Source organism: Pseudomonas sp. CFBP 8771, assembly GCF_014841695.1.
Taxonomy (GTDB): Bacteria; Pseudomonadota; Gammaproteobacteria; order Pseudomonadales; family Pseudomonadaceae; genus Aquipseudomonas; species Aquipseudomonas baltica.
Genome location: NZ_JACYUJ010000001.1, coordinates 407201 through 431458, shown reverse-complemented (window position 1 = coordinate 431458; position 24258 = coordinate 407201). Strand labels below are relative to the sequence as shown.

The following is a 24258-nucleotide window of genomic DNA, read 5'->3' as shown; positions in this document are numbered from 1 at the left end:
CAGCACTATCCTGCAGGAGTCACTTCCGGACCTCGACCCCATGCTCGCCGCATTCCTCAGCGCCAGCCCGTGGCAACTACCGAACCTGCTGGGCAGCCTGCAACCCCTGGCCCCCTTGCTCGACGCCTTGGCCGACGTGGTGTTTTTCATCAAGGACGACGCCGCCCGCTATGCCTTCGTCAATGCCACCCTGGCCAAGCGTTGCGGCTTCAAGACCAGTCAGCAGCTGCTGGGCTTGACCGCCGAGCAAGTGTTCCCGGCACGCTTTGGCACGCTGTACACCGAACAGGACCGCAAGGTCCTTGGCAGCGGCCGCGAATTGGCCAATCAGCTGGAGCTGCACCTCTATTATGGCAACCAGCCCGTGTGGTGCCTGACCCACAAGATCGCCTTGCACGATGAACAGGGTCGGATCATCGGCCTGGCCGGCATTTCCCGCGACCTGCAGTTGCCTCAGTCGAGCCACCCGGCCTTCGCGAAACTGGCGGCGGTCGACGCGCACATCCGCACCCATTTTCATCGTCCGATCAGCCTCGCGGAGCTGACCGCCATTGCCGGGCTGTCGGTTGCGCAACTGGAGCGTCACTGCAAGCGGATCTTCCACCTGACCCCGCGCCAGCTGATTCACAAGGCCCGCCTCGAGGAGGCCTCACGCCTGCTGCGCGACGAAGACCTGCCCATCACCGATGTCGCCCTGCGCTGTGGCTACACCGACCACAGTGCGTTCAGCCGGCAGTTCCGCGCGCTGACGCACCTTTCGCCAAGCCTGTACCGCGAAAGCCATCGCTGATGTTCCGTTAGCGGGCAATCATTGGGGCGGTGCTCCCTTATGTAACACCCCACGGCGTCATACCCGACTCTTCCACCATCGCCGATCCATGATGAATACGCCCTGATTCAGGGGCTTACGACGACAGCGCGAGCACGAACGAAAACAGGCACGTCTGTTGCATTTGAAATATCGTATACGAAATTCTCAATGACAGTTCCAGTGCCCACCCAACTCCGAGGCCTCCATGAAAACTCCCGCCTTCGCCGTAGCCCTAACCGCTGTGCTCAGTACTACTTTCATGGCGACCGCCCAGGCCGACAAGCTGGACGACATCATTGGTTCCGGCAAGCTGCGCTGTGCGGTGACCCTGGACTTCCCGCCCATGGGCATGCGCGACAGCGCCAACAAGCCTGCGGGGTTCGACGTCGACTACTGCAACGACCTGGCGAAGGTGTTGGGCGTCGATGCCGAAGTCATCGAGACGCCGTTTCCAGACCGGATTCCGGCACTCATCTCGGGCCGTGCCGACGTAATCGTGGCCTCCACCTCCGACACCCTGGAACGGGCCAAGACCGTCGGCCTCAGCGTGCCCTACTTCGCCTTCCAGATGGTCGTGCTGACCCGCGACGACACCGGCGTCAACAGCTTCGACGACCTCAAGGGCAAGGCAGTGGGCAACACCAGCGGCACCTACGAGGCCATCGCGCTGGAAAAGGACGTGAAGGGCTGGGGCAGCGGCAGCTTCCGCGCGTATCAGTCGCAGAACGACACCATTCTGGCCGTCGCCCAAGGCCATATCCAGGCCACCGTGGTCACCAATACCGTGGCCGCCGCCACTCTGAAATCCGGCAAATACAAGAACCTCAAGGTCGCCGGCAATGCGCCCTACGTGATCGACTACGTTTCCCTGGGCGCCAAGCGCACCGAATACGGTCTGCTCAACTACCTCAACCTGTTCGTCAACCAGCAGGTGCGCAGCGGTCGCTACAACGAGTTGTTCGTCAAATGGGTCGGCACCGACATTGCGCCCGCCAACCTCACCGTACCCAACGTCTACTACTGAGGTGACGACCATGCCACGCAGCGTCGGTGGACGCAGCCTGATAGACGGCAGCGCACAAGGCGCCCTGTTGTTTGCCGACACTGGCCTGAGTTTCTGGGGCGGGGTCGACCCCAGCAGTGGCGAGGTGATCGACCGTCATCACCCGCTCAGCGGTCAGCGGGTGGCGGGCCGGGTCCTGGCGATTCCCGGCAGTCGCGGGTCCTGCACTGGCAGCAGCGTCATGATGGAACTGATCAGCAACGGCCACGCGCCGGCAGCGCTGGTACTGGCCGAAGCCGATGAAATCCTCAGCTTGGGCGTGCTGGTGGCACAGCACTTCTTCGCCCGCTCGCTGCCGGTGCTGTGCATCGGCCAGGAAGCCTTCGATACGCTGCGCGGCGTGGCATGGGCTCGGTTGGATGGGGCAACGCTCGGTCTCTACAGCCAGGCGCCGGCGGACGACTGGCAGCCGCAGCCAGGCGTCGGCCAGCCGGAGCCGTTCGATGACGGCTTTGCACTCGACAGCCGTGACCATGAGTTGCTCGCAGGCAGCCACGGCAAGGCGGCGCAGGTGGCGATGCAGATCGTCCTGCGCATGGCCCGTCTACAGGGCGCGCGGGAACTGGTCGATATCACTCAGGCGCACATCGACGGCTGCATCTACACCGGCCCTGCCAGCCTGCGGTTTGCCGAACAACTGGTGCAATGGGGCGCGCGGGTGCGGGTGCCCACTACCCTGAACGCCATCTCGGTGGACCAGCGGCGCTGGCGAGCACTGGGCATCGATCCGGCCCTGGGCGAGCCTGCCAGCGCGTTGGGCGACGCGTACACGGCCATGGGTGCGCGCGCAAGTTTCACCTGCGCGCCCTATCTGCTCGACAGTGCACCGGCGCTCGGCGAGCAAGTGGTGTGGGCCGAGTCCAACGCGGTGGTATACGCCAACAGCGTGCTCGGTGCGCGCACGCTCAAATACCCGGACTACCTGGACATCTGCATTGCATTGACTGGCCGCGCGCCCCTGATCGGCTGCCATCTCCAGGAGCAACGTCGGGCCCAACTGCTGATCGACGTACCGGCGTTGAAAGAACTGGATGACAGCTTCTACCCGCTGCTCGGCTATCACGTCGGGACCCAGTGCGGCAGCCGCATTCCATTGATCAGCGGCCTGCAGCACCTCAGGCCCAGCCTGGACGACCTCAAGGCATTCGGCGCCGCGTTCGCCACCACCAGCGCTGCACCCATGTTTCATATCGCCGGCGTCACTCCGGAAGCCCTGAACCCGGCGCACTCGAGTGACTCGCCGGAAACGCTGCCGCGCGTCTCGATTTCTCTGCAAGACCTCTACGCCAGCTGGATGGAACTCAACAGCGCCCGGGACACGCAGGTAAGGTTGGTATCCCTGGGCAACCCGCACTTCTCCCTGACCGAATTCGCCCGCCTGGCCGAGCTCTGCCGCGGCCTGCGCAGGCACCCGGACGTGGTACTGGCCATCACCTGTGGCCGAGCGGTGCTGGAACAGGCACGGGCGGCGGGTCATGTGGCCGTGCTCGAGGCCTTCGGCGCCACGCTGATCACCGACACCTGTTGGTGCATGCTGGGCGAACCGGTCATTCCCGTGGGTGTGCGCAGCCTGATGACCAACTCGGGCAAGTACGCCCACTACGCGCCCGGCCTGGTCGGGCGCAGCGTTCATTTCGCCAGCCTCGGCACCTGTGTCGACAGCGCGTGCAGCGGCGCCACCAGCGCTCGACCGCCCGCCTGGCTGGCCACCTGTGCAGCGGAGGGCGCGGAGCATGTTTGACTACACCTTCCAATGGCGGGCTGCGTGGCACGCCCTGCCCGACATGCTGCAAGGCGCGTGGGTGACGTTCGAAACCGCGGCGCTGTCGATGATTTTCGGTGTGCTCATCGCCCTGCTTCTGACCGTGATGCGTGCAGGCTCCGAACGGACGTTCCGCGGCCGGGCGCTGCGCGGCATCGGCGACGGCTGGGTGTCGATTGCGCGCAACACCCCGTCGCTGTTCCAGATCTACATCCTGTACTTCGGCCTCGGCTCGCTGGGCCTGCACGTCAGCTCCTGGCTGGCACTGCTGGCCGGCATCACCTTCAACAACGCCGGCTACCTGGCGGAAAATTTCCGCGGCGGTCTCAGGGCGGTGCCGGACACCCAGATGCGCGCCGCGCGCTCGCTGGGCATGAGTGCCTTCCAGGCCTACCGCATGATCATCGTTCCGCAACTGTTGCGCGTGGTGTTCTACCCGCTGAGCAACCAGATGGTCTGGGCGGTGCTGATGACGTCCCTGGGCGTGGTAGTCGGGCTCAACGACGACCTGACCGGGGTCACCCAGGACTACAACGTGAAGACCTTCCGCACCTTCGAATATTTCGCGATGGCCGCGGTGCTCTATTACCTGATCGCCAAGCTGATCGTCGGCCTCGCCCGGCTGTTGAGCTGGCGTCTGTTTCGCTACTGAGGAGCGGCGCATGTTTTCCACCAGCCTCACCGCGACAGACCTCCTGTACATGCTCGATGGCGCCTGGGTCACCCTGCAACTGACGTTCTGGGCAATCCTGGCGGGCTCCTTCGGCGGCTTGCTGTGCGGCCTGCTGCGGGCCCTCGCACCGCGCGCCAGCCTGCCGCTGGCGTGGGTGCTGGACGTGTTCCGCAGCGTGCCGTTGCTGATCCAGTTCGTGCTGCTCAACTCGCTCAAGAGCATCGTCGGATTGAACATCAGCGCGTTCAGCGTCGGCTGCATCGTGCTGGGCGTCTACGCGGCGGCGTACTTCACCGAGATCGTCCGCAGCGGGGTGCTTGCCGTGTCGCCATCGGTGCGCCGGGCCAGCCGCTCGCTCGGCCTGAGCTATTGGCAAGACCTGCGCTACATCGTCCTGCCGATGGCCACCCGGGTCGCCTTCCCCGGCTGGCTCAACCTGGTGCTTGGCGTCATGAAGGACACCGCGCTGGTGATGTGGATCGGTATCGTCGAACTGCTGCGCGCGTCGCAGACCATCGTCACGCGCATACAGGAGCCGCTGCTGGTGCTGTGCATCGCCGGGCTCATCTACTACGTCATGAGCCTGGTGGTCGCTCGCCTGGGCGCTCGTCTGGAAAGAAGGTGGCAGGAAAATGATTGAGATCGACAACGTACACAAATCCTTCGGCGAACTGGAGGTCATCAAGGGCGTCAGCCTGACGGTGAGCAAGGGCGAGGTGGTGTCGATCATCGGCGGCTCGGGTTCGGGAAAATCCACCTTGCTGATGTGCATCAACGGCCTGGAGCCGATCCAGAAAGGCAGTATTCGAGTCGACGGGGTCGAGGTCCACGGCAGCAGCACAAACCTCAACCAGCTGCGCCAGCGAATCGGCATCGTGTTCCAGCAATGGAACGCCTTTCCTCACCTCACCGTGCTGGAGAACGTCATGCTGGCGCCACGCAAGGTACTGGGCAAGAGCAAGGAGCAGGCCGAGGCGCTGGCCGTGCAGCAGTTGACCCATGTCGGCCTGAGCGACAAATTCAATACCTTTCCCGGCAAGCTCTCGGGCGGCCAGCAGCAGCGCATGGCGATTGCCCGAGCGCTGGCCATGTCACCGGACTACATGCTGTTCGACGAAGCCACCTCGGCGCTCGATCCGCAACTGGTGGGCGAAGTGCTCGACACCATGCGCATGCTCGCCGAAGACGGCATGACCATGGTACTGGTAACCCACGAGATTCGTTTCGCCCGCGATGTGTCCGATCGCGTGGCGTTTTTCCGCAACGGCCTGGTGCATGAGATCGGCAGCCCGGACCAGGTCATCGGCAACCCCTTGCAGCCGGAAACGGCCGCGTTCCTGAAGTCGGTCAAATAGGCGCTACCGATGCACGAGCAGGCACATCGCCTACTCGAGACAACATGGCTGGAACCGCATCACCCTTTGCAAGCAACGTACGAATCGAAGCGTATACGAAATACCATTAATCAGCGGAGCAAATCGAATGAGCAAGCGCATCAACTGGAGTGGCGTATTCCCGGCTGTTACCACTCAATTCAACGATGACTTTTCCATCAACCTGGAAAAGACTCATCAGGTGATTTCCAATGTGATTCGCGACGGCGTGTCAGGCCTGGTGGTCTGCGGCTCGGTAGGTGAAAACACCTCGTTGACCGCCGAAGAGAAGATCGCTGTCACCGAAGTGGCCGTCGACGCCTCCGGTGGGCGCGTGCCGGTCATCTGCGGCGTGGCGGAATTCACCAGTGTCGCTGCCGCAAAAACCGCCAATGCCGTACGCAAGGCCGGGGTGGACGGCGTCATGCTGATGCCGGCGCTGGTCTACGGCTCCAAGCCTTTCGAGACCGCCGAGCACTTCCGTTACGTGGCCAAGCACGCCGACGTGCCGTTGATGGTCTACAACAACCCGCCCATCTACAAGAACGATGTCACCGCCGAGATCCTCATTTCCCTGGCCGACTGCGACAACGTGGTGTGCTTCAAGGACTCCTCCGGCGATACCCGGCGTTTTATCGACGTGCGCAACGAAGTGGGCGACCGCTTCGTGCTGTTCGCCGGCCTCGACGACGTCGTCCTGGAAAGCATCGCAGTGGGCGCCGAAGGCTGGGTGTCGGGCATGTCCAACGTTTTCCCACAGGAAGGCGAAACCATCTTCCGCCTGGCCAAGGCCGGACGCTTTGCCGAAGCCATGGAAATCTACCGGTGGCTGATGCCGATCCTCCACCTGGACGCCCGTGCGGACCTGGTGCAGTGCATCAAGCTGTGCGAAGCGATCATGGGCCGCGGCAGCGCCCTCACTCGCCCACCGCGCCTGGCCCTGCCGGATGAAGACCGTCTGTTCGTCGAACGCATCATGGCCAAGGCCCTGGCCAACCGCCCCACCCTGCCCGACGTCGGTCTTTGAATCACGACCGGGCCAGGCGCATCCGCCAGGCCCGGGTACCTGTCATTGCCACTCCAGGAAGCCTGATCATGTCCACTTCTTCCAACGCGACCACCCCAGCGGGACTCAAACGTGTCGTGGCGGCCGCCATGGCCGGAACCGTCGCCGAATGGTACGAATTCTTCCTGTACGGAACGGCCTCCGCGCTGGTGTTCGGCCAGCTGTTCTTTCGCCAGACCGATAGCCCCATCGACGGCATCATTGCTGCCTTCGCGCTCTACGCAGTGGGCTTTCTGGCCCGACCACTGGGCGGGTTGGTGTTCGGCCACTACGGCGACAAGTTCGGCCGCAAGCGCCTGCTGCAACTGAGCCTGGTAGTGGTGGGCATCACCACCTTCCTGATGGGCTGCCTGCCAGGTTTCGCCACCATCGGCTACGCTGCGCCCGTGCTGCTGGTGCTGTTGCGGCTGATCCAGGGCTTCGCGTTCGGCGGCGAATGGGGCGGTGCCATCCTGCTGGTGTCCGAGCACTGCCCAGACAACCGTCGCGGCTTCTGGGCCAGCTGGCCACAAGCAGGCGTGCCGGCGGGCAACCTGATCGCTACCGTCGCCTTGCTGGGGCTGTCCACCGGGCTTTCCGAGGAGCAGTTCCTGGCCTGGGGCTGGCGCGTGGCGTTCTGGCTGTCGGCCATTGTGGTGCTGATCGGCTACTGGATCCGCAGCAGCGTCGACGATGCGCCTATCTTCAAGGAAGCCCAGGCGCGCCAGGCATCGATTCAATCCGAACAGCTGGGTGTGGTCGAAGTACTGCGCCATCACTGGCGTTCAGTGTTGGTGGGAATCGGCGCGCGGTTTGCCGAGAACATTCTGTATTACACGGTGGTGACCTTTTCCATCACCTACCTCAAGCTGGTGGTTCACAAGGACACCTCGCAGATTCTGCTGCTGATGTTCGGCGCGCACTTCCTGCACTTCTTCATGATTCCGCTGATGGGCTACCTCTCCGACCTGGTCGGCCGCAAACCGGTGTACCTGACCGGCGCAGTACTGACGGCGTTCTGGGGTTTCGTCGGCTTCCCGATGATGGACACCGGCAACAACTGGCTGATCATGGCGGCCATCACTCTGGGCCTGGCCATCGAATCCATGACCTATGCGCCCTACTCGGCACTCATGGCCGAGATGTTCCCGACCCATGTGCGCTACACAGCGCTGTCGCTGTGTTATCAGGTGGCGCCGATCTTCGCCGGCTCGCTGGCGCCGCTGATCGCCATCACTCTGCTGAACAAATACAACAGCTCCACGCCCATCGCCTGGTACCTGGTCGGGGCTGCGGTAATCTCCATCGTCGCCGTCAGCCTGACCCGTGAAACCCGTGGCAAGTCGTTGCGCACGGTCGATGCCGAAGCCGCCGCACGCGTGGCGGCCTCGGAACAAACGGGCGTGTCGCGCGGCAAACTGGCCTGAGCACTTGCGCTGACGATGGCCGTCAGCGCGCCCTCAAAGCCCCAGATCACTCAACCCTGGGTGATCGTCGGGGCGCCGCCCCAAGGGCCAGTGGTACTTGCGTTCGGACTCGGCAATCGGCAGGTCGTTGATGCAGGCGAAGCGCCGGTGCATGAGTCCGTTGGCGGCGAACTCCCAGTTCTCGTTGCCGTAGGAGCGAAACCAGTTGCCCGAATCGTCATGCCACTCGTAGGCGTAACGCACGGCAATGCGGTTGTCGGCGAAGGCCCACAGCTCCTTGATCAGGCGGTAGTCCAACTCCTTGCGCCACTTGCGTTCGAGAAACGCCTGGGCCTGGGCTCGACCTTCGATGAACTCGCTGCGGTTGCGCCAGCAGGTGTCGTGGGTATAGGCCAGCGCCACTTTGGCGGCGTCCCGGGAGTTCCAGCCATCTTCGGCGCCACGCACTTTCTGAATGGCGGTTTCGACGGTGAAAGGTGGCAACGGTGGGCGGTTTTCCTGGTTCATGGCGAGGATCCTAGAAAGGCTTGTAGGGCAGGAACTTGCCGTCCAGGGTGATCACAGCACGCGATCCGCCTTCTGGATCTTCGACTTTCTTGATGTCGAGTTTGAAGTTGATCGCACTGATGATGCCGTCGCCGAATTGCTCATGCACCAGAGCCTTCAAGGTAGTGCCGTAGACCTGGACCATTTCGTGAAAGCGATAGATGGTCGGGTCGTTGGACACGTCTTCGGCGTTGCCGCGCAACGGTATGGTCTGCAACTGAACGACCGCTTGCGCGTCGAGGCCCAGACGCTCGGCCACCACTTCGGCAACCGCCTGCGGCAGCGGGTGTTGGCCCAGCAGCGCGGCCGTCACATACACCGTACTCAGGCCGGTCCCCTCGGACAGCGCCGCCCAGGTCAGATTGTGCGTGGCCTTGGCCTGCAGGACTTGTTCGGTCAAGGTCTGACGCGGCACCTTGGAAACGTTGCTCTGGGACATGGTGATTCTCCGGACTGAAACGCAGGGTCGATTGAACAGCTTGGCAGCAGGGAATCATCGAAACCTACCACAATGATCAGGGCTGCCTTGCACAATTTCAGCTGGGGTTCGATTCGTGCCGCTGCGTCCCATTGGTCACCTGAGCGCTGCGGTTGGCCCGGCAGGACAGCGGGAGGAAGGCTGAACGCGCTGCACGCTCGCGCAAACTTTTCCGTGGTTCAGGCGTCAGCTTGATAGCACATCTCGCTATTGCAGCGCCCCCCTGCCCTTGCACAAGGACTCATCATGGTTTTCTTCATCTTTCTGCTGGCCTGCGCCGCCGCAGCCAGCACCGGTGTCATCTTCAAGCCCGGCGAATGGTACGCCTCGCTGGTCAAGCCGCGTTTCACCCCGCCCAACTGGGCGTTTCCCGTGGCCTGGACGGTCATCTACCTGCTGCTGGCGTGGGCGGGCTATCGGCTGACCCAACTGCCGGGCAGCGAGACGGTACTGGCGCTGTGGGCCGCGCAGATCGCCCTGAATACCCTGTGGACGCCGGTATTCTTCGGCGCCCATCGCCTGCTCGCCGGGATGGTGATCATCGTGGTCTTGTGGCTGGTGACCGCCGCCATGGTTGCCCTGGCAATGCGCCTGGACGTCATCACCGGGCTGATCCTGTTCCCCTACCTGGCCTGGCTCTGCGTGGCCGCGGCGCTGAACTTCTCGATTCTGCGCAACAATCGCTGATGCCACAGTTACGCGGCTCCCACTCGGCCACGGTCAGATCGCGAACGCCCCGACCAATGCGGTCAGCCCGACCGCCAGCCGCGACACTTCTCCGCTGGCGGTGGCCGTTTGCGTGGCGCCGGCTGCGCTCTGGATCGAAAGGTCGCGGATGCTGGTGATGTTGCGATCGATTTCCCGTGCCACCTGTGCCTGCTCCTCGGCTGCGGTGGCGATTACGGTATTGCGTTCGCTGATGAGGTTGATCGATGCCGATATCTGACTGAGCGATGCGCTGGCGTGCTGCGCCACGGCCGACGAATCGCTGGCCATCTGCTGACTCTGCTCCATGGCTTGCACGGCTTGCACCGAATCGGTCTGCATGGAGCCGATCATCTTTTCGATTTCCTGGGTCGACTGCTGAGTGCGGTGAGCCAGGGCGCGCACTTCATCCGCCACCACGGCGAAGCCTCGACCCTGCTCTCCGGCGCGGGCCGCTTCGATGGCCGCGTTCAATGCCAGCAGGTTGGTCTGTTCGGCGATGGCGCGAATCACCTCGACCACCGTATTGATCTCCCGCGCCCGTGACGACAGCTGCTTGACCTGGGTGCTGGTGCTGCCCACGTTGGTGGCCAGTGCCTGAATGGCGGTGAGGGTCTGCTCGACCTTGCCCAGCCCATCCCTGGCCAGGGACTGGGTGGTTGCCGACGCGTCGGCGGCCTCTGCCGCATTGCGTGCCACCTCATCGACGGCCGAGCTCATCTGGGTGACGGCGCTGGCAGCCTGATTGACCTCGTCGTTCTGGCGCGCCAGACCGCGGCTGGATTCCTCGGTCACGGCGCTCATCTCTTCCGAGGCGGCAGCCAACTGGCTGGAACTGTCGGAAATGTGCGCGATGGTCTGGCGCAGGTTGGCCTGCATCTGGGCCAACGCGGTGAGCATGCTGGCGGCCTCGTCCTGCCCGACCACGACGATCGTTTCGGTCAGGTCCTTGCGCGCGATGCGCTGGGCGATCTGCACGGCCTCCTTGATCGGCTGGGTGATGCTGCGGATCAATAGCGCAGCGAGCAGGATGGTAGCCAGCACGGCCGCAGCCATCAGCCCGATGACCCAGTTGCGTCCCGACTCGAACGTCGCCAGCGCCGCATCGCCGGCATCCGTGGCACCGCGGTCGTTCAGCGCCATGAGCTGGTTGACCTTGCCTTCGAGGGTATTGGTCAACGGACGAATGACCGTGTTGATCAAGGCAGTTGCCGCAGTGGTGTCGGCAGCACGCAGCATAGGTTCCAGCTGACCCAGCACTTGGTCATACGTTGCCGCATCGGAGCGTATGGATTCGTAAAGTTTACGGTCATCGTCGCTCGCAACGGTGCTTTCGTAGTGCTTGATGGTTTCCTGAAAAGTACGGCGATAGCCCGGAAACGCAGCAATCGTCTGTTCACGAAGCGCGGCATCGGTGGTGGTGGCACCGCGCATGCTTTCGAGCCGCAACCTGAGCAGTCCGCTGTTCATCTGACCCGCATCGCGAATGCCGAGCATCCAGTTGGTTTCCACGTCCTGCTCGGCCTGGTAGAGCTTGTTCATCTGAACGATGGAGATACTGCCCAGAAGGATCACGACCGCGACTACGGCCGAGAAGAAAGCGATCGCCCGAGGGGCGAGATTGAGGCGTCGGATGATCATGCAGGATTCCATTGCGATCGGGGGTTGATGACAACCATCATCGGCCCGCCGGCAGGAATCTTGAGCATGGGGCAGGTCGGCAGCTATCGGATATGGCTCACGACGATAGCGAAACGAGCGCGATCAGGGCCTGCAGCGAATCAGGGCCTGGCGAACAGGAGTTTCAAGCCGGCTGCGGCAAAGACCATCGCCAAGGTGCCCTCGATCCAACGGCGCGCCTTTCCATAGGCACGCACCATTGGGGCCGTAGAGAAGACCAGTGCATAACCGCCAAAAATGGTCACGCTAAGTATGGCGCAACCCGCCAGGATGATCGCCACGGTCGAGCTCGTCGCGCCTGGGCCCAAGCCCAGGGTCATCGTAGCGATCCAGCTCAGGAGGGCTTTCGGATTGGTAAGGTGCATCAGCAAGCCCCGACGATACAGACTTGGCCAGGATGCCTTCGGTGAAGATGCCAACTCATCGGCAAAGCGTTGATTGGACGTCAGCGCGGAACGGCAGGCCTTGCTGGCCAGAAAAAGCAGATAGGCGCCGCCTGCCATCTTCAGAATGAACAGCGCGCCGGCGTATTGCACGAGCACTGCCGAGACACCCGTAGCAGCCATTGAACCCCAGAAGAACGAACCACTGATGACGCCTGCGGCCAGCACCAACGCGGGGCGTCTGCCTTGGTGCATCGCGACGCTCATGATTCGCATGTTGCTGGGCCCAGGGCTGGCTGCGCCGACAATGTAGGTGACGAACACCAGAAGCAGATGGTGAATATCGAACGACATAAGGGGCCCCACTCTGTTGCGTCGCTGGCAAGGTACTCAGGTACCCTATAGCAACGCCGGTCGCCGATGCAAACCCGCGTATTCCGTCCGAAAATGAGGAGTTCTTTCATGTTCACAGGTTTGAGCGCATTCCCTTTGACCCCGCTGCGTGACGGTGTCGTCGACGAAACGGCCTTCGCCGGGTTGATTGAAAACCTGTCGTCGGCAAAGGTCGATTCCATCGGCGTTCTGGGCTCGACGGGAAGCTACGCGTACCTGAACCGGGAAGAACGACGCCTCGCGACGCGGCTTGCCGTCAGCGTGGCCGGTGAGGTGCCCGTTATCGTCGGGATCGGCTCGGTCGCCACGCGAGATGTGCTGCTGCTGGCGGATGATGCGCAGGCCGCTGGGGCCTGCGCGCTGTTGCTGCCACCGGTGAGTTACCAGAAGCTTGGTGCCGATGAAGTATTCGAATTCTACGAAACCCTCGCCCACCACGTTTCGGTGCCGTTGGTGGTCTACGACAACCCTGGTACCACGCACTTCGAGTTCACGGACGAGCTGCACGGGCGCATTGCAGCTTTGCCGAATGTCGCCTCGATCAAGATCCCCAGCATGAACCTGGATCCAGCGCAAGCCTCGGCCCGGGTGGCGCGCCTGCGGGCCAGCATCCCTGGCCACGTCAGTATAGGCATCAGTGGCGATGCCTTTGCAGTGACCGGCCTCAATGCAGGGTGCGAGCTGTGGTACTCCGTGCTGGGCGGACTGTTTCCGCGAACTGCGCTGGCGCTCATCGAGGCAACGGAGGGTGCACACTCGGGCCGCGCCGTCGAACTGTCGGCAGGGCTTGAACCGCTGTGGGCAATGTTCCGTGAATATGGCAGTGTCCGGGTCATCGCTGCCGCAGCCGAGATCATGGGCCAGGCAGCAGCCAATTGCCTGCCTCTTCCCCTAAAGGGGCTCGACCGGCAGTCCAAAGAGCGCCTGGTGCAGATGCTGAAGGCGCTAGAACTCGCCTGAGCCTGGAGCCGCGAGGCCTGGGCCCGAGCTCAGTGCCGTTCGATCGACACCTCGCCACCGGACGGGCCCTGCAGCTTGTAGCCCATGCTGTGCACGGTATGCAGCAGGGGTACATCGAAGGTTTTGTCGATGGTTCTGCGCAACATATAGATGCCCGTTCGCAGGCTGTCGGAGTCGTGCGTTTCCTGGCCCCACAGTGCCAGTTCGAACTCGCGACGCTTCACTATCGCGGGGCTTTTGCGCATCAGCAACTCCAGCAGCACGAGGGTGGTGGGGTTGAGTTTGAGCAGCTTGCCCGCCCGCTTCACCTCAAGCGAATCCAGGTCGAAGGTCAGGTCATGGACCTGGAGCACGTTCTTCCGAACGCCTGTCGACCGTCGACTCACCGTCTCGACGCGAGCAAACAGCTCGGACAACGCGAAGGGCTTGATGATGTAGTCGTCGGCACCGACGCTGAAGCCGGTCAAGCGGTCTTCCAATTCGTCACGTGCAGTCAGCATCAGGATGGGGGTGTTCTGCCTGGAAACCGAGCGCAGCTTGTGACAGACCCGATTGCCGTCCATGCCGGGCAGCATCACATCCAGAATGATGGCGTCGAAGTTGCCGGTCATCGCCAGGTGCAGCCCAGTGACGCCATCCAGCGCCCCGGTGACTTCACAGCCCTTGAGCGTGAAATACTCGGAGATGTTGGCGAGGATATCGGCGTGATCTTCGATAACCAGTATGCGCATGGAACCCTCTTTGTGGTGTCAGACGGAACAACGGAAAAAGGTCACCCGCTCAGCGGCCGGCCGCCAGTTGTTTCGCCGCGTCAGCCGCATGCCCGTTGATCCCCCTGCAACTGGCGAACATATCCAACCCGGTGTCGTAGACACGCGTCTGCACATGCAGCAAGCCTAGCACCGAGTGAAACAGATTGTCCTGGCTCAGCGGTTCATGACGCGTCTGCTGCAGGCAGCGGCTGTCGACCGTGAGCGCGCGCTGATAACTTTCGGAAAGCCATACCAGCAGCGGCACGTGTTTCTGCTGATCGGGGGCAAGCATGTAAGGCGTGCCATGCAGGAACAGGTTGTACTCGCCCAGCGACTCGCCATGATCCGACAGATAGATCATTGCGGTGGCCAGATGATCCTGGTTGCTGCGCAGTACATCGATGAGCCGAGCCAGCACGTGATCGGTGTACAGCAAGGTGTTGTCATAGCCGTTGACGATACTCTCTCTGCTGCACGCATCCAGCGCATTGCTTTTGCACACCGGCGTGAATTTCTCGAACGCCTTGGGGTAACGCTTGAAATATTCGGGCCCGTGGCTGCCCATCTGGTGCAATACCAGAACGGTATCTTTGCTCAAATGGTCAATGAAGGCCTGCAGACCTTGCAGCAGAATTTCGTCCCCGCACTCGTTGTCCGCGCACAATGCGGGATCTCTGTCATGGCTGACGTCCAGCAAAGTGACCCGGTCGCACGTCCCCTTGCAGCCAGACTGGTTGTCCCACCACACCACATCCAGCCCCGCGCGTTTGAGCACGTCCAGCAAGCCTTCCTGGTTTTTCGCAATGTCCGCCTTGTACTGCTTGCGGCCCATGTTGGAGAACATGCATGGCACAGAGACAGCCGTTTCGGTGCCGCAGGAGTGCATGTCGGTAAAGGCCACCAGCCCTTGTTCCTGGGCAAGTTGCGGCGTGGTCTCGCGCTCGTAACCCAGGATGCCGAAGTTCTCGGCGCGCGCACTTTCCCCTACCACCAGTACCGTCAGTGACTTGGGCGCATTGCTGGCCACGTTGACGGCTCGCACGGCGTCTTCGCCGATGGCCCGGAATGGCTGTCGTGCCGTGGACACTTGTTCGCGTGCATAGGCGATCGAGGCACCGATGTAATTGCTCGGCACCACCATCAGGCGCAACTCGTGATGATTGCGCAACAGTGACGACAGCCCCTGATAGTCCACCAGCGCGACCACGGCAATGACCGCCGCAGAGCCCGCGCCGACCAGTGCCTTGCTGACCAACTGGCGATGCACTTTGCGGTAGGCGATGGGCGTTTTCCACAACAGCACCGACGGCAATACGCCCAACAGCAAGACATAGACCCAGAGCATCGGAGACAACAAGCCTTGTACTTCGGTGATATTGGTTTCCACCAGATTGCGAAGCATGCCAACGTCCATGAGCACACCGTAGTGACTCATGAAGTAGGTGACACTGGCACTGGTGAGAAACAGCACCGTCAATACCGGTTTGAATATGATTGGAAACGCCACTATCGTCAGGACGATATTGAACACGCCCAACAGCATGATGGCAAAAGCAATGGCAAGTTGTGTTCCAGCGCCCCCCTCCCCGGTAATTGCAGCCAGATGCTGCCAGAGGGGCACATTGAATACCACCAGCAGAAAGACACTGGCAAGCACCGTCGCGGTTTCCGGGCGTACAGGTTTGAGTTTGAACATGGGAGTCTGCCGTCGGGCAAAGAAGCGAGCCGTGCGCCGTGCTACGGTTGTCGATGGCGCGGACTCTAGACGCGGATAATTCAAATTTTCGTGAAAGATTCGCGAGGAAAAGCTCGTCGCGAGTCTGTTTCGAGGCATGCGCTGGAACACAGCAATGCGATCGCTTCCTGCAGCCGAGGCGAGCACTACTTTCCACGTATTTTTCACAGTTCGTTCACGTCGTTCTGAACGGCGCAAACTTATCGTCGCTCGTAACGCAAGCGGCCAATGGATCATTGATGGCAGGCCGTCGTCGTGACTTCCCCACGTAACTTTCACCTGTTCTTCATCATTGGATCGGAGCCTGTCATGGCTATCGCATTACCTGTTGCTGCGTCCCGGCATTTTGACTTTCGATTGGCGCTGGGCATTCCGCTCGTGCTGATGGCAACGATGCTGTGGCTGTATCCGCCCGCCCTCGACTTCGCCCTGGCGCAGATCTTCTACGTGCCGGGGGTTGGCTTCATCGGACGCCAGAGCTACTGGCTGGAAAACATTCTGCATGATCGCGCCAAGCAGGCGGTGATCGCCTTTGCCGTACTTGCACTTGCAGGTTTCGTGGCGAGTCTGTGGGCCACGCGCCTGCGCCAATGGCGTCGACCACTGGGGTATGTGGTGCTGGCGATGGCGCTGACTACGTCGGTGGTGACGCCGCTCAAGGTGCTGACAGCCGTGCATTGCCCCTGGAGCCTGAAAGAGTTCGGCGGCCAGGAAACCTATACACCGTTGCTCAGCCCCCGCGCCGCAACGGAAAAGCCTGGTCTGTGCTGGCCCGGCGGCCATGCGTCGAGCGGCTTCTCGCTGCTCGCCCTGTTCTTTTTCTGGCGCGATCGTCGCCCACGCACTGCGCGCATCGCACTGGCGGTGGCGCTGATACTGGGATCGGTCTTTTCGCTGGGGCGAATGGCGCAAGGTGCGCACTTCCTTTCGCACAACATCTGGACGCTGCTGATCGATTGGGTCATTTGCGTGCTGTGTTATCGCTGGATTCTCTACCGCCCCTCGACACAGCCTTCACCTGTGCCGGCTGCGGCCCTGGTGCCCGACGGGCACCGGCGATGAACGCCCTGTGGAGACCTGGTAGACGAACTGGGGTGCTGCTGAGCCTAGCCTTATCGGCAGTAGTGTTGAGCGCCTGCCAAACGACCCGGGAGCGGCTATTGGCCGAGGGCTACCCTGCCCCCTTCGCCAGCGGCTTCGAGGACGGCTGCGGCAGTGGTCGGCACGCCGCGCAAGCCTTGGGCGAATTTCGCAAGAACGTGCCTGTCTACCTTTCGGATCGTCAATACGCCACGGGCTGGGACGACGGCTTCCGGCAATGCCAAGCCAGCGCCATCGCTGACTTCCAACGGCATGTCGGCATCGACAGCAAGGAAGACCGCGATTGGCGGCATGCAAAGGATCAGGGGTGGGGCAAGGCGCTTGGGCGCTGATCGAACGCGCTTTTGCGCGAAACAATCTGGGGCTAACGAAAAAAAACGAGTGAAAGGGAGAACCGGGTGTCTATTCCAATCAAGCACACCTCGCTCGATTTCAGACATTTCATTCGCACACCCACCCAGGACACTCATCGATGCACGACAGCATAAAGTGGCCGCTGACCCTCTACTTCGACGGTGACTGCCCCCTCTGCGCCCACGAAATCAAGCTTCTGAGGGCGCGTGCCTTGCCCGAACGCCTGCATTTCATCGATATCAGCGATCCGGCGTTCGACGCTCAATCCTTGGGCTTCACCAGTGCGCACATGGAGTCGTTGCTTCATGCCCGGTTCAGCGATGGAACATGGGTCACCGGCCTGGACGCGACACTCTGGAGCTGGCGCGCCGCAGGCCTTGGCCTCTGGGCCGCGCCATTGTCCTGGCGGTGGGCCAGGCCGCTGTTCAACGTTGGCTATAGGCTGTTCTGCCGCTGGCGTCCGCATCTGGCCTGGCTGCCCCACCCGGACGGCAGTGCTCGCTGCAGGAACGGCAGTTGTGCAGTTCCCGAAGCGGATAGTACCGGGCAAAAGCCGCCACCGTCCGGGCCGCGTTGAGAGCAGTTCCGACTTGGCTCGTCATAGGGTTGATGGCTGACATGCAAATGCTTGGGGCCCTAGCTTGCACATCACTGCTACGGCCGGCTTGAAGTTGCCAAAAATGACAACTGGCGTATCATGATGATAAACGCCAGGAAAACATATGGATGTCCTGAAGAAGGATCGATTTGACGACGCATGCCGTAGGCACCCTACCTGCGCCACTGCCCTCAAAGCCTGCTATCGAATTCTGTGTGCATTGGAACCCAGCTGTTACAACGATCTGGCAGACCTGTTTGGAAGCCGGTTGGATCTATTCAAGCCCCGGGCACAGGTGGGGTGGGTTGTGATTGCTATCGGCGGCAACAAATTGAGATTGATCGCAGGCGTCAATTACAAGCGGCAAAAGCTGTACGTCAAACACATCTATACCCATGCTGAATATGACGCTGCAAATGACTGGTATGCCAGAAACAACCAGGGGGCGAAACCATGACCACCGTACTTCAAGATCCTCAAAGCATCCGTGCTGCCTTGGAAAGCCTTCAAGTATTGGTTGAGCAGCTACGTGAGTCGTTCGTTGGCGGCATCCATAGCCCCGCTGAATACGCGCGTGCGTCTGCGTTGCTCGACGAGCTGACTGATGGCCACACCCTGAACAAGTATGAAGAGCAGGTACTGGTCGAGCTCGAGGATGCGCTTCTGAATTACGAGCGTGATTCGCAGCAGTTCGAGGCCATCAACGCCCATTTGAAACCCACCAGCACTGCCGTGCAGCTGTTGCGTGACTTCATGGAGATGCTGGGGCTTACCGGTTCGGATTTGCCCGAAATTGGCGATAAGCATGTGGTGTCAAAGGTGCTGGCCGGGACGCGCCCCATCAGCCACAAGATGGCCTATGCGCTGGCACAGCGCTTCCATACCAAGCCAGATGTATTCATCGAGGAATCCAAGCCCACGCGTATTGGATGAACCCTGCACCCATCTGCGCCGGTGGCCCGCTACCTGCCGGCATAGAACGGCTCACCGTCTGCCAAAGCCATATGCTCCTCTCGTCGTGTTTTGCCCGGAGAAAAAACTAGAAACATTTTGAAACATGCACCTCGGATAACCACTCCATAGTCTTTCCCCCAAAGACTATTCCATGAAAACGCCCCGTCCTGCCGCACGCCTGGAACCCCTCGAGCAACTGCGCAATTTGAAGATGGCCCGATCCGCGCATGCCTATGTGCGCGGCAGCACCGTGCAATTCTATGAATGGCTGCAGTCCCAGTCCGGTCGGCGCTTGCCCAGTGGGCCGCCGGTGTGGATCTGTGGCGACTGTCACGCCGGCAACCTCGGGCCGACCGGCGATTTGAAGGGTCGCATCGACATCCATATCCGCGACCTGGACCAGACGGTGATCGGCAACCCTGTCCACGACCTGGTCCGGCTCGGCTTGTCGCTGGCGACCGCGGCTCGCGGTTCGGACCTGCCCGGCGTGGCCACCGCGCGCATGCTCGAAGAGATGATGGTGGGCTACGAGCAAGCCTTCGAGAACAACCAGGAAGAACAGCCGCAGCGTCCCGCGCAGGTCAAGGCTGGCATGCGCAGCGCTGTGCAGCGTACGTGGAAGCATCTGGCGCAGGAACGCATCGAAGACATGCGTCCGACGATTCCGTTGGGCAAGCATTTCTGGGCGCTCTCCAAAACCGAGCGCAGCGCCATCAAGACCTTGTGCGCCACCGACGAGATCCATGCCCTGGTCACGTCCCTCAAGGGCCGCTCGGGGAGTGACAGTGTCGAGTTGCTGGATTCGGCTTATTGGGTCAAGGGTTGCAGCTCTCTGGGCCTCAAGCGCTATGCCGTGCTGCTCGGCGTGGGCGACGACGATGACCAGGAACTGTGTCTCCTGGACGTCAAGGAAGCGGTCGCTGCCGCAGCACCGCGCACGGTGCGCGCAGGCATGCCGCGCGATAACGGCCGGCGCGTGGTCGAAGGCGCCCGGCATCTGTCGCCCGGTTTGGGCAACCGGATGCTGGCCACGCGGATGCTCGACCATGGCTTCTTCATTCGTGAACTGCTGCCTCAGGACATGAAGCTTGAGCTCGACCAGTTGAGCGAAACCCAAGCCATGCGCGCGGCGAGTTACCTGGCCAGGGTCGTGGGTGCTGCTCACGCACGGCAGATGGACCTTTCGACCAGGGCTGACTGGATGCGCGAGCTACAGACCAATCGCTCGAACACGCTGGACGCGCCGTCCTGGCTGTGGTCCAGCGTGGTTCATCTGGTGGGCAGTCATGAGCAAGGGTACCTGGAGCATTGCCGACGGTACGCGTTGCAGAATTGAACATCGGCGCTCGTGCACAGGACTAAATCGAAACCCCGCGCAGCTGCGCCACATAGGAAACCCCTGTATGCATATTCTTCACATTGCCAGCTCTCCGCGTGGCGAGCGTTCCGCCTCGCTGAAACTGGCCGCACGCTACCTGGAAACCGTCGCCTCCCATCAGCCTGACGCCACCGTCGACGTGCTGGATGTGTGGACCACCGATCTGCTGCCTTTCGACGGCCCTGCGTTGAATGCCAAGTACGCCGACCTCGAAGGCGTTGAAATGACTGCCGAACAGGCAGCCGTGTGGAAACAGATCCACGCGTTGGGCGAGCGCTTCCATCGCGCCGATGTAATTGTCTTCAGTGTGCCGATGTGGAATTTCGGTGTGCCCTACCGTCTCAAGCACCTGATCGACTCGGTGTCACAGCGCGGCGTGCTGTTCGATTTCGATGAACAGGGCATGTGCGGCCTGCTCAAGGGCAAGAAGGTGGTGGTGCTAGCCACCCGCGGGGTGGTGCTGGGCGAGGACTATCCCACCGAGGATTACGACCATCAGGTTGCATTCCTCAGGACCTGGGCACGGATGGTGGGCATTCCAGCCATCGACACGGTGGAGTCGGAAGCGACGCTGGGCGATGCCGCAACGGCCGAGGCCAGCTTCAATGCCGCTCTGGATGCGGCCACCAAGCTGGCTGCATCCCTGTAGCGCTGCGACTGTCAGCGCTGATAGACCACAGCGCGCCGATCTGCCCCTGGGCACTGATCGGCGCTCCCCGGCGCGCCTTCCTATAGCTTGAACCGCGCCACCACGGTGCGCAGTTCCGTCGCCAGCAACGAGAGCTCTTCTGCGGTCACGGCGTTGTCTTCGATACCTTCCATCAACGCCAGGCTGCCATTGCGAATCTCGGTCACGTTGCGGTTGATGTCCTCCGACACGGCATGCTGCTGAACGGCCGCGCTGGCGATCTGGGTGTTCATGCCGACGATCTGCTCGACGCCATCGCTGATGGCATCCAGGCTGGTCGAGGCCGCATCCGCGGACTGCAGGCATTCCTGGGCGCGCTGCTTGCCAGCCTTCATTTGCTCGACGGCAGCCGCGGTGGCCAATTGCAGTTCCTGGATGATCCGGCGGATCTCTTCGGTGGAGTTTTGCGTACGCGATGCCAGGGTCCGCACCTCGTCGGCGACCACTGCGAAGCCCCGGCCCTGCTCGCCCGCACGGGCGGCTTCGATGGCGGCGTTCAAGGCCAGCAGGTTGGTCTGGTCGGCAATGTTGCGGATCACTTCGATGACCCCACCGATCTGCTGGCTGTGCAGGGCAAGCGCCGAGACCTTCTGCGCGCTGCGCTCCACTTCGTCGGCCAGGGCCTCGATGGTGACCTTGGTTTCGTGCATCTGCGCCAGCCCGGCATGGGAAGACTGGCTGGCCTGTTCGGCCGCGTGGGCAGCACCTTCGGTGTTCTGCGCGACGTCGGCAACGCTGGTGGTCATTTCGTTGATGGCCGTGGCCACCTGCTCGGTTTCGCTTTGCTGGGTGTTCATCGAGCGTTTGGCGCGGTCGATGGACACACCCATGCGCGTGGCGGCGTCGGACACCGACTGCGAGCTGCGCTCGACCTGAGCCAGCGAACCACTGAAGGCCTGCACCATATGATTCAGGCTGTTGCCTACGTCGGCCATTTCATCCTTGCCGCGGACCTGGACGCGCGTGCTCAGGTCGCCTTGGGCAATGAGCTGGGTGGCCAACAGCACATCCTGAATGGTACGCCGCATGGCGCTGTAGATGCCGCAGAACACGTACACCAGCAGCAGGCCGACGAGCGCGAACATGCCAATGATGAACTGGCGTTGAGCATTCTTCTCCTCGACACGGTGTTCCAGCCGATTCAGCAACTCCACCTGGAGGGTGTCCTGGGCCTTGTACAACTCAGCCACCACTGCATTGCCCTTGGCGGGTACGTTCTGCACGTTGCCCAGTGTATCGCTGGTAGAGGACGTCACTGCCTCGAGGTCCGCACGGAAGCCCTCAAGGCTTGCGAAAGCGCTGCTGATGGGTGCCTGGATCCGATCGGCGAGCGCAGGCTCACGGCGACGCAGCAAGGCCAGGCTTTGCTGCAGTTCCTTGTGGATCAGCAGTTCGTTCTTGAGCATCGACTTGATCACGCCGCGCGTAGCCGGGCTCAACACCTGCCCTTCACGCAGGCCGCTGGCGAGCCCACGCAGTTGCCCGACGATGTTGATCTGGCGGGGCAGGCGCAAGGTGCTCTGGTCGATCATGAACAGCGATGCGTAATCCTCATCCAGCACCATCCCCGACGTGGCCGACACGTAGTAGACAAAATTCAACGTCTCGGTGAGTTGGTCGTTCCACGCGTCGAACACGCCGCTCTGGTCGGCGCCCGGCTTGGCCTGCGCCATCAACCGCGTGGCTGCTGCGTGCAGATCCTGCACGCGGTCACCGGTTTCCAGTGGCTCGTTGAACTCGCGGTCCGTGGCGGCCAGCTTCGAGAATGCGTCCTCCAGCTTCGCCTGGTTGGCCAGTACATCGGCTTGCGCAGTCGAATCGCCGCTGAGCAGACGATTGCTCAAGGCGCGCTGGAGCATGGACAAGCGCAAGACGGGCGTGACGTCCAGCAGGTAACGCTGGCCTGCTTGCTCCGAACGGATGACCGCGAGGCTGTCGTTGATTTGAATGATGAAACGGGTGCCCAGCAGCGCCAGGGGAATCAGGACGATGATGGCCAGTACTGCAAATTTCGTCGGAAAGCGTAATCGGTTGGCCAGTGCTACGGCAGGAGCAAGGATGTTCATGAGGTTCTCACAGCCCGAAATGGGACGGTTCGTAATGGGTCTTGGGGTGAGAACGGTCCATTTCTCCGACGCCTGGGCTCTGTTCGGCCCATGTGGCTGCGCACAATTGTTCTGTGGTCAAACGTGCGTATCGGTAGCGATCCAAAGAACTTTACAGAAAGTTGTACATATATTTATTTCTGTAAAGGTTTTGAACTTTACAGAGCAGGTGATGTCTCTTTGGCATCAGTGTATCTCGGGTCGATTTTCAGCGCCGATTGAGGAAAGTTATTCATCAGTGTCGATCCAAAAGGTCGGAAACAGGCATCAGGCCGAGCGTTAGACTGGTGTCATCTCTTGGATCTTGGGGCAGGCACTGTGAATCAGGACAATCAATCGCACGACCTGGCTGGCCACGACGCGTTCAGCCGCACCTTCCAACACGGTCAATTGACCATTGGTTTCATTTCCCCGGCCAGTGGCTACCCCGACAGCCCCTTTCCGGATTTGTCCGATCAGGCCGAGATCGTACAAAGCCTCGACCGCAGTGACGCTGCAGCCTTGTGGCTGCGCGATGTGCCGTTCTACGACCCGTCGTTCGGCGACACCGGCCAGGTGCTCGACCCACTGGTGTACGCCGGCTGGCTGGCCGCGCTCACTAAACGGATCGCAATCGGCACGGCCGGGTTCGTTACGCCCCTGCGCGAGCCGGTCATCACCGCCAAGCAGATCACCACCGCCGACCAACTGTTGGGCGGCCGTTTTCTGGCCGGCATGGCTTCCGGTGACCGGCCAACCGAGTACCCGGCCTTCGGGGTCGACTTCGCCACGCGCGTGGAGCGCTATCGCGAAGCGGTGGCCTTGATCAAGACCCTGACCTCGGTGTCCTTCCCGCGCTTGAAAACCGAACACTTCGGCCATCTGCGCGGCGATATCGACCTGGTGCCCAAGCCTGCGGCGTCACGCATCCCCATCATCGCCATTGGCCGTGCCGGCCAGAGCCTGGAGTGGCTGGGCGAACACGTCGACGCCTGGATCTGGCATGGCGATGCCCAGCGTATGTCGGAGGTGGTGCCGCACTGGCGTGAAGTGACCGCGTCGCGTGGTTTCGTACCGTTCGGCTATGGCGCGATGTTCGACCTGGATACCGATGCCAACGCACCGTTGCAGACCGGTCGAGTGCTGCGCGGCGGCCGTCATGCCCTCAAGGCCTTCTTCGCGCGCCAACGCGATGCCGGCGTCAACCATGTTGCCTTGAACCTCAAGCCAACACGGCGCCCGGCGCTGGAGGTGATTGCGGAACTGCAGGAGTATGTGCTTCCCGAGTTTGCGGTGGGGGCCGAGTAGGTACGAC

The 24258-nt window shown here is 61.8% G+C and carries 25 protein-coding genes and 2 pseudogenes; 18 read left to right on the top strand and 9 right to left on the bottom strand.

Features of this window, described 5'->3' with window-relative positions:
• Positions 1 to 40: 40 nt before the first annotated feature.
• The 8 genes from IFT80_RS01975 (at position 41) to abaF (ending at position 8154) form a co-directional block, all read left to right on the top strand.
• Positions 41 to 790 (top strand): AraC family transcriptional regulator, encoded by a 750-nt coding sequence (locus IFT80_RS01975; RefSeq protein ID WP_192136614.1) that lies wholly within the window; start codon positions 41 to 43, stop codon positions 788 to 790.
• Positions 791 to 1016: 226 nt separating this feature from the next.
• Complete coding sequence (locus IFT80_RS01970) at positions 1017 to 1835, top strand: ABC transporter substrate-binding protein (RefSeq protein ID WP_192102228.1); 819 nt, start codon at positions 1017 to 1019, stop codon at positions 1833 to 1835.
• Between the two features lie 10 nt (positions 1836 to 1845).
• Complete coding sequence (gene lhpI / locus IFT80_RS01965) at positions 1846 to 3615, top strand: cis-3-hydroxy-L-proline dehydratase (RefSeq protein ID WP_192102229.1); 1770 nt, start codon at positions 1846 to 1848, stop codon at positions 3613 to 3615.
• Positions 3608 to 4288 (top strand): amino acid ABC transporter permease, encoded by a 681-nt coding sequence (locus IFT80_RS01960; RefSeq protein ID WP_192057332.1) that lies wholly within the window; start codon positions 3608 to 3610, stop codon positions 4286 to 4288. Before lhpI ends, IFT80_RS01960 begins: the two co-directional genes overlap by 8 nt.
• A 10-nt stretch (positions 4289 to 4298) precedes the next feature.
• A complete protein-coding gene (locus tag IFT80_RS01955; protein WP_122478598.1) occupies positions 4299 to 4949 on the top strand; it encodes an amino acid ABC transporter permease in 651 nt (216 codons plus the stop codon).
• Positions 4942 to 5664: an amino acid ABC transporter ATP-binding protein gene (locus tag IFT80_RS01950; protein ID WP_122478600.1), complete on the top strand. Its 723-nt coding sequence runs from the start codon at positions 4942 to 4944 to the stop codon at positions 5662 to 5664. Before IFT80_RS01955 ends, IFT80_RS01950 begins: the two co-directional genes overlap by 8 nt.
• Before the next feature lie 127 nt (positions 5665 to 5791).
• Positions 5792 to 6709 (top strand): dihydrodipicolinate synthase family protein, encoded by a 918-nt coding sequence (locus IFT80_RS01945; RefSeq protein WP_122478602.1) that lies wholly within the window; start codon positions 5792 to 5794, stop codon positions 6707 to 6709.
• 68 nt (positions 6710 to 6777) lie between these two features.
• Entirely contained in the window at positions 6778 to 8154 is a 1377-nt protein-coding gene (gene abaF, locus IFT80_RS01940; RefSeq protein WP_122478604.1) for a fosfomycin efflux MFS transporter AbaF, read from the top strand.
• Between the two features lie 33 nt (positions 8155 to 8187).
• On the opposite strand, the gene IFT80_RS01935 is transcribed toward abaF, so the two are convergent.
• Together IFT80_RS01935 and cynS are read right to left on the bottom strand one after the other, a co-directional pair.
• Positions 8188 to 8661, bottom strand: coding sequence for a nuclear transport factor 2 family protein (locus IFT80_RS01935; RefSeq protein WP_185793594.1), 474 nt, complete (start codon positions 8659 to 8661; stop codon positions 8188 to 8190).
• 10 nt (positions 8662 to 8671) lie between these two features.
• Entirely contained in the window at positions 8672 to 9139 is a 468-nt protein-coding gene (cynS, locus tag IFT80_RS01930; protein WP_122478607.1) for a cyanase, read from the bottom strand.
• A 285-nt stretch (positions 9140 to 9424) separates the two neighbouring features.
• Between cynS and tspO the strand changes: the two genes are divergently transcribed.
• Complete coding sequence (gene tspO, locus IFT80_RS01925) at positions 9425 to 9865, top strand: tryptophan-rich sensory protein TspO (RefSeq protein WP_122712873.1); 441 nt, start codon at positions 9425 to 9427, stop codon at positions 9863 to 9865.
• A 33-nt stretch (positions 9866 to 9898) separates the two neighbouring features.
• On the opposite strand, the gene IFT80_RS21825 is transcribed toward tspO, so the two are convergent.
• The 3 genes and pseudogenes from IFT80_RS21825 to IFT80_RS01915 form a co-directional block, all read right to left on the bottom strand.
• Positions 9899 to 10687, bottom strand: coding sequence for a methyl-accepting chemotaxis protein (locus IFT80_RS21825; protein ID WP_446730937.1), 789 nt, complete (start codon positions 10685 to 10687; stop codon positions 9899 to 9901).
• A 66-nt stretch (positions 10688 to 10753) separates the two neighbouring features.
• A pseudogene (locus IFT80_RS21820) lies at positions 10754 to 11524 on the bottom strand (MCP four helix bundle domain-containing protein); the annotation flags it as partial.
• 140 nt (positions 11525 to 11664) lie between these two features.
• A complete protein-coding gene (locus tag IFT80_RS01915; RefSeq protein ID WP_122478612.1) occupies positions 11665 to 12300 on the bottom strand; it encodes a LysE family translocator in 636 nt (211 codons plus the stop codon).
• A 66-nt stretch (positions 12301 to 12366) separates the two neighbouring features.
• On the opposite strand from IFT80_RS01915, the gene IFT80_RS01910 reads away from it, so the two are divergent.
• Positions 12367 to 13299 (top strand): dihydrodipicolinate synthase family protein, encoded by a 933-nt coding sequence (locus IFT80_RS01910; RefSeq protein ID WP_244652268.1) that lies wholly within the window; start codon positions 12367 to 12369, stop codon positions 13297 to 13299.
• A 29-nt stretch (positions 13300 to 13328) separates the two neighbouring features.
• Here the strand turns inward: IFT80_RS01910 and IFT80_RS01905 are convergent, their stop codons facing one another.
• On the bottom strand, positions 13329 to 14030 hold the full coding sequence (locus tag IFT80_RS01905; protein WP_192057335.1) for a response regulator transcription factor: 702 nt from the start codon (positions 14028 to 14030) through the stop codon (positions 13329 to 13331).
• Between the two features lie 49 nt (positions 14031 to 14079).
• A complete protein-coding gene (locus IFT80_RS01900; RefSeq protein ID WP_192136612.1) occupies positions 14080 to 15747 on the bottom strand; it encodes a phosphoethanolamine transferase in 1668 nt (555 codons plus the stop codon).
• 348 nt (positions 15748 to 16095) lie between these two features.
• On the opposite strand from IFT80_RS01900, the gene IFT80_RS01895 reads away from it, so the two are divergent.
• The 7 genes from IFT80_RS01895 (at position 16096) to IFT80_RS01865 (ending at position 20820) form a co-directional block, all read left to right on the top strand.
• A complete protein-coding gene (locus tag IFT80_RS01895; RefSeq protein WP_192136611.1) occupies positions 16096 to 16848 on the top strand; it encodes a phosphatase PAP2 family protein in 753 nt (250 codons plus the stop codon).
• Complete coding sequence (locus IFT80_RS01890) at positions 16845 to 17219, top strand: hypothetical protein (protein WP_244646846.1); 375 nt, start codon at positions 16845 to 16847, stop codon at positions 17217 to 17219. The genes IFT80_RS01895 and IFT80_RS01890 overlap by 4 nt, the downstream gene beginning before the upstream one ends.
• 140 nt (positions 17220 to 17359) lie before the next feature.
• Positions 17360 to 17818 (top strand): thiol-disulfide oxidoreductase DCC family protein, encoded by a 459-nt coding sequence (locus IFT80_RS01885; RefSeq protein ID WP_192136610.1) that lies wholly within the window; start codon positions 17360 to 17362, stop codon positions 17816 to 17818.
• 145 nt (positions 17819 to 17963) lie between these two features.
• Positions 17964 to 18296, top strand: a complete 333-nt coding sequence (locus tag IFT80_RS01880; protein ID WP_185793601.1) for a type II toxin-antitoxin system HigB family toxin — start codon at positions 17964 to 17966, stop codon at positions 18294 to 18296.
• Positions 18293 to 18772 (top strand): helix-turn-helix domain-containing protein, encoded by a 480-nt coding sequence (locus tag IFT80_RS01875; RefSeq protein ID WP_122478625.1) that lies wholly within the window; start codon positions 18293 to 18295, stop codon positions 18770 to 18772. The genes IFT80_RS01880 and IFT80_RS01875 overlap by 4 nt, the downstream gene beginning before the upstream one ends.
• Positions 18773 to 18944: 172 nt before the next feature.
• Positions 18945 to 20129: a DUF2252 domain-containing protein gene (locus tag IFT80_RS01870; protein ID WP_192136609.1), complete on the top strand. Its 1185-nt coding sequence runs from the start codon at positions 18945 to 18947 to the stop codon at positions 20127 to 20129.
• 67 nt (positions 20130 to 20196) lie between these two features.
• The gene (locus IFT80_RS01865) at positions 20197 to 20820 is read left to right on the top strand and encodes an FMN-dependent NADH-azoreductase (protein WP_122712882.1); all 624 of its coding nucleotides are present in this window, start codon (positions 20197 to 20199) and stop codon (positions 20818 to 20820) included.
• 80 nt (positions 20821 to 20900) lie between these two features.
• Here IFT80_RS01865 and IFT80_RS21815 read toward each other — a convergent pair whose 3' ends face one another.
• Entirely contained in the window at positions 20901 to 21605 is a 705-nt protein-coding gene (locus IFT80_RS21815) for a methyl-accepting chemotaxis protein (RefSeq protein ID WP_446730978.1), read from the bottom strand.
• A 159-nt stretch (positions 21606 to 21764) separates the two neighbouring features.
• Positions 21765 to 21887, bottom strand: a pseudogene (locus IFT80_RS21810) (HAMP domain-containing protein); the annotation flags it as partial.
• Positions 21888 to 23282: 1395 nt separating this feature from the next.
• Between IFT80_RS21810 and IFT80_RS01855 the strand changes: the two are divergent.
• Positions 23283 to 24251, top strand: coding sequence for a TIGR03571 family LLM class oxidoreductase (locus tag IFT80_RS01855; RefSeq protein ID WP_192136607.1), 969 nt, complete (start codon positions 23283 to 23285; stop codon positions 24249 to 24251).
• Positions 24252 to 24258: the final 7 nt, after the last annotated feature.

Excerpts from the sequence above, each read along its gene's own strand:
- IFT80_RS01975 (WP_192136614.1), top strand. The coding sequence starts at position 41 with ATGCTCGCCGCATTCCTCAGCGCCAGCCCGTGGCAACTACCGAACCTG.
- IFT80_RS01970 (WP_192102228.1), top strand. The coding sequence starts at position 1,017 with ATGAAAACTCCCGCCTTCGCCGTAGCCCTAACCGCTGTGCTCAGTACT.
- lhpI (WP_192102229.1), top strand. The coding sequence starts at position 1,846 with ATGCCACGCAGCGTCGGTGGACGCAGCCTGATAGACGGCAGCGCACAA.
- IFT80_RS01960 (WP_192057332.1), top strand. The coding sequence starts at position 3,608 with ATGTTTGACTACACCTTCCAATGGCGGGCTGCGTGGCACGCCCTGCCC.
- IFT80_RS01955 (WP_122478598.1), top strand. The coding sequence starts at position 4,299 with ATGTTTTCCACCAGCCTCACCGCGACAGACCTCCTGTACATGCTCGAT.
- IFT80_RS01950 (WP_122478600.1), top strand. The coding sequence starts at position 4,942 with ATGATTGAGATCGACAACGTACACAAATCCTTCGGCGAACTGGAGGTC.
- IFT80_RS01945 (WP_122478602.1), top strand. The coding sequence starts at position 5,792 with ATGAGCAAGCGCATCAACTGGAGTGGCGTATTCCCGGCTGTTACCACT.
- abaF (WP_122478604.1), top strand. The coding sequence starts at position 6,778 with ATGTCCACTTCTTCCAACGCGACCACCCCAGCGGGACTCAAACGTGTC.
- IFT80_RS01935 (WP_185793594.1), bottom strand. The coding sequence starts at position 8,661 with ATGAACCAGGAAAACCGCCCACCGTTGCCACCTTTCACCGTCGAAACC.
- cynS (WP_122478607.1), bottom strand. The coding sequence starts at position 9,139 with ATGTCCCAGAGCAACGTTTCCAAGGTGCCGCGTCAGACCTTGACCGAA.
- tspO (WP_122712873.1), top strand. The coding sequence starts at position 9,425 with ATGGTTTTCTTCATCTTTCTGCTGGCCTGCGCCGCCGCAGCCAGCACC.
- IFT80_RS21825 (WP_446730937.1), bottom strand. The coding sequence starts at position 10,687 with ATGAGCGCCGTGACCGAGGAATCCAGCCGCGGTCTGGCGCGCCAGAAC.
- IFT80_RS01915 (WP_122478612.1), bottom strand. The coding sequence starts at position 12,300 with ATGTCGTTCGATATTCACCATCTGCTTCTGGTGTTCGTCACCTACATT.
- IFT80_RS01910 (WP_244652268.1), top strand. The coding sequence starts at position 12,367 with ATGCAAACCCGCGTATTCCGTCCGAAAATGAGGAGTTCTTTCATGTTC.
- IFT80_RS01905 (WP_192057335.1), bottom strand. The coding sequence starts at position 14,030 with ATGCGCATACTGGTTATCGAAGATCACGCCGATATCCTCGCCAACATC.
- IFT80_RS01900 (WP_192136612.1), bottom strand. The coding sequence starts at position 15,747 with ATGTTCAAACTCAAACCTGTACGCCCGGAAACCGCGACGGTGCTTGCC.
- IFT80_RS01895 (WP_192136611.1), top strand. The coding sequence starts at position 16,096 with ATGGCTATCGCATTACCTGTTGCTGCGTCCCGGCATTTTGACTTTCGA.
- IFT80_RS01890 (WP_244646846.1), top strand. The coding sequence starts at position 16,845 with ATGAACGCCCTGTGGAGACCTGGTAGACGAACTGGGGTGCTGCTGAGC.
- IFT80_RS01885 (WP_192136610.1), top strand. The coding sequence starts at position 17,360 with ATGCACGACAGCATAAAGTGGCCGCTGACCCTCTACTTCGACGGTGAC.
- IFT80_RS01880 (WP_185793601.1), top strand. The coding sequence starts at position 17,964 with ATGGATGTCCTGAAGAAGGATCGATTTGACGACGCATGCCGTAGGCAC.
- IFT80_RS01875 (WP_122478625.1), top strand. The coding sequence starts at position 18,293 with ATGACCACCGTACTTCAAGATCCTCAAAGCATCCGTGCTGCCTTGGAA.
- IFT80_RS01870 (WP_192136609.1), top strand. The coding sequence starts at position 18,945 with ATGAAAACGCCCCGTCCTGCCGCACGCCTGGAACCCCTCGAGCAACTG.
- IFT80_RS01865 (WP_122712882.1), top strand. The coding sequence starts at position 20,197 with ATGCATATTCTTCACATTGCCAGCTCTCCGCGTGGCGAGCGTTCCGCC.
- IFT80_RS21815 (WP_446730978.1), bottom strand. The coding sequence starts at position 21,605 with ATGACCACCAGCGTTGCCGACGTCGCGCAGAACACCGAAGGTGCTGCC.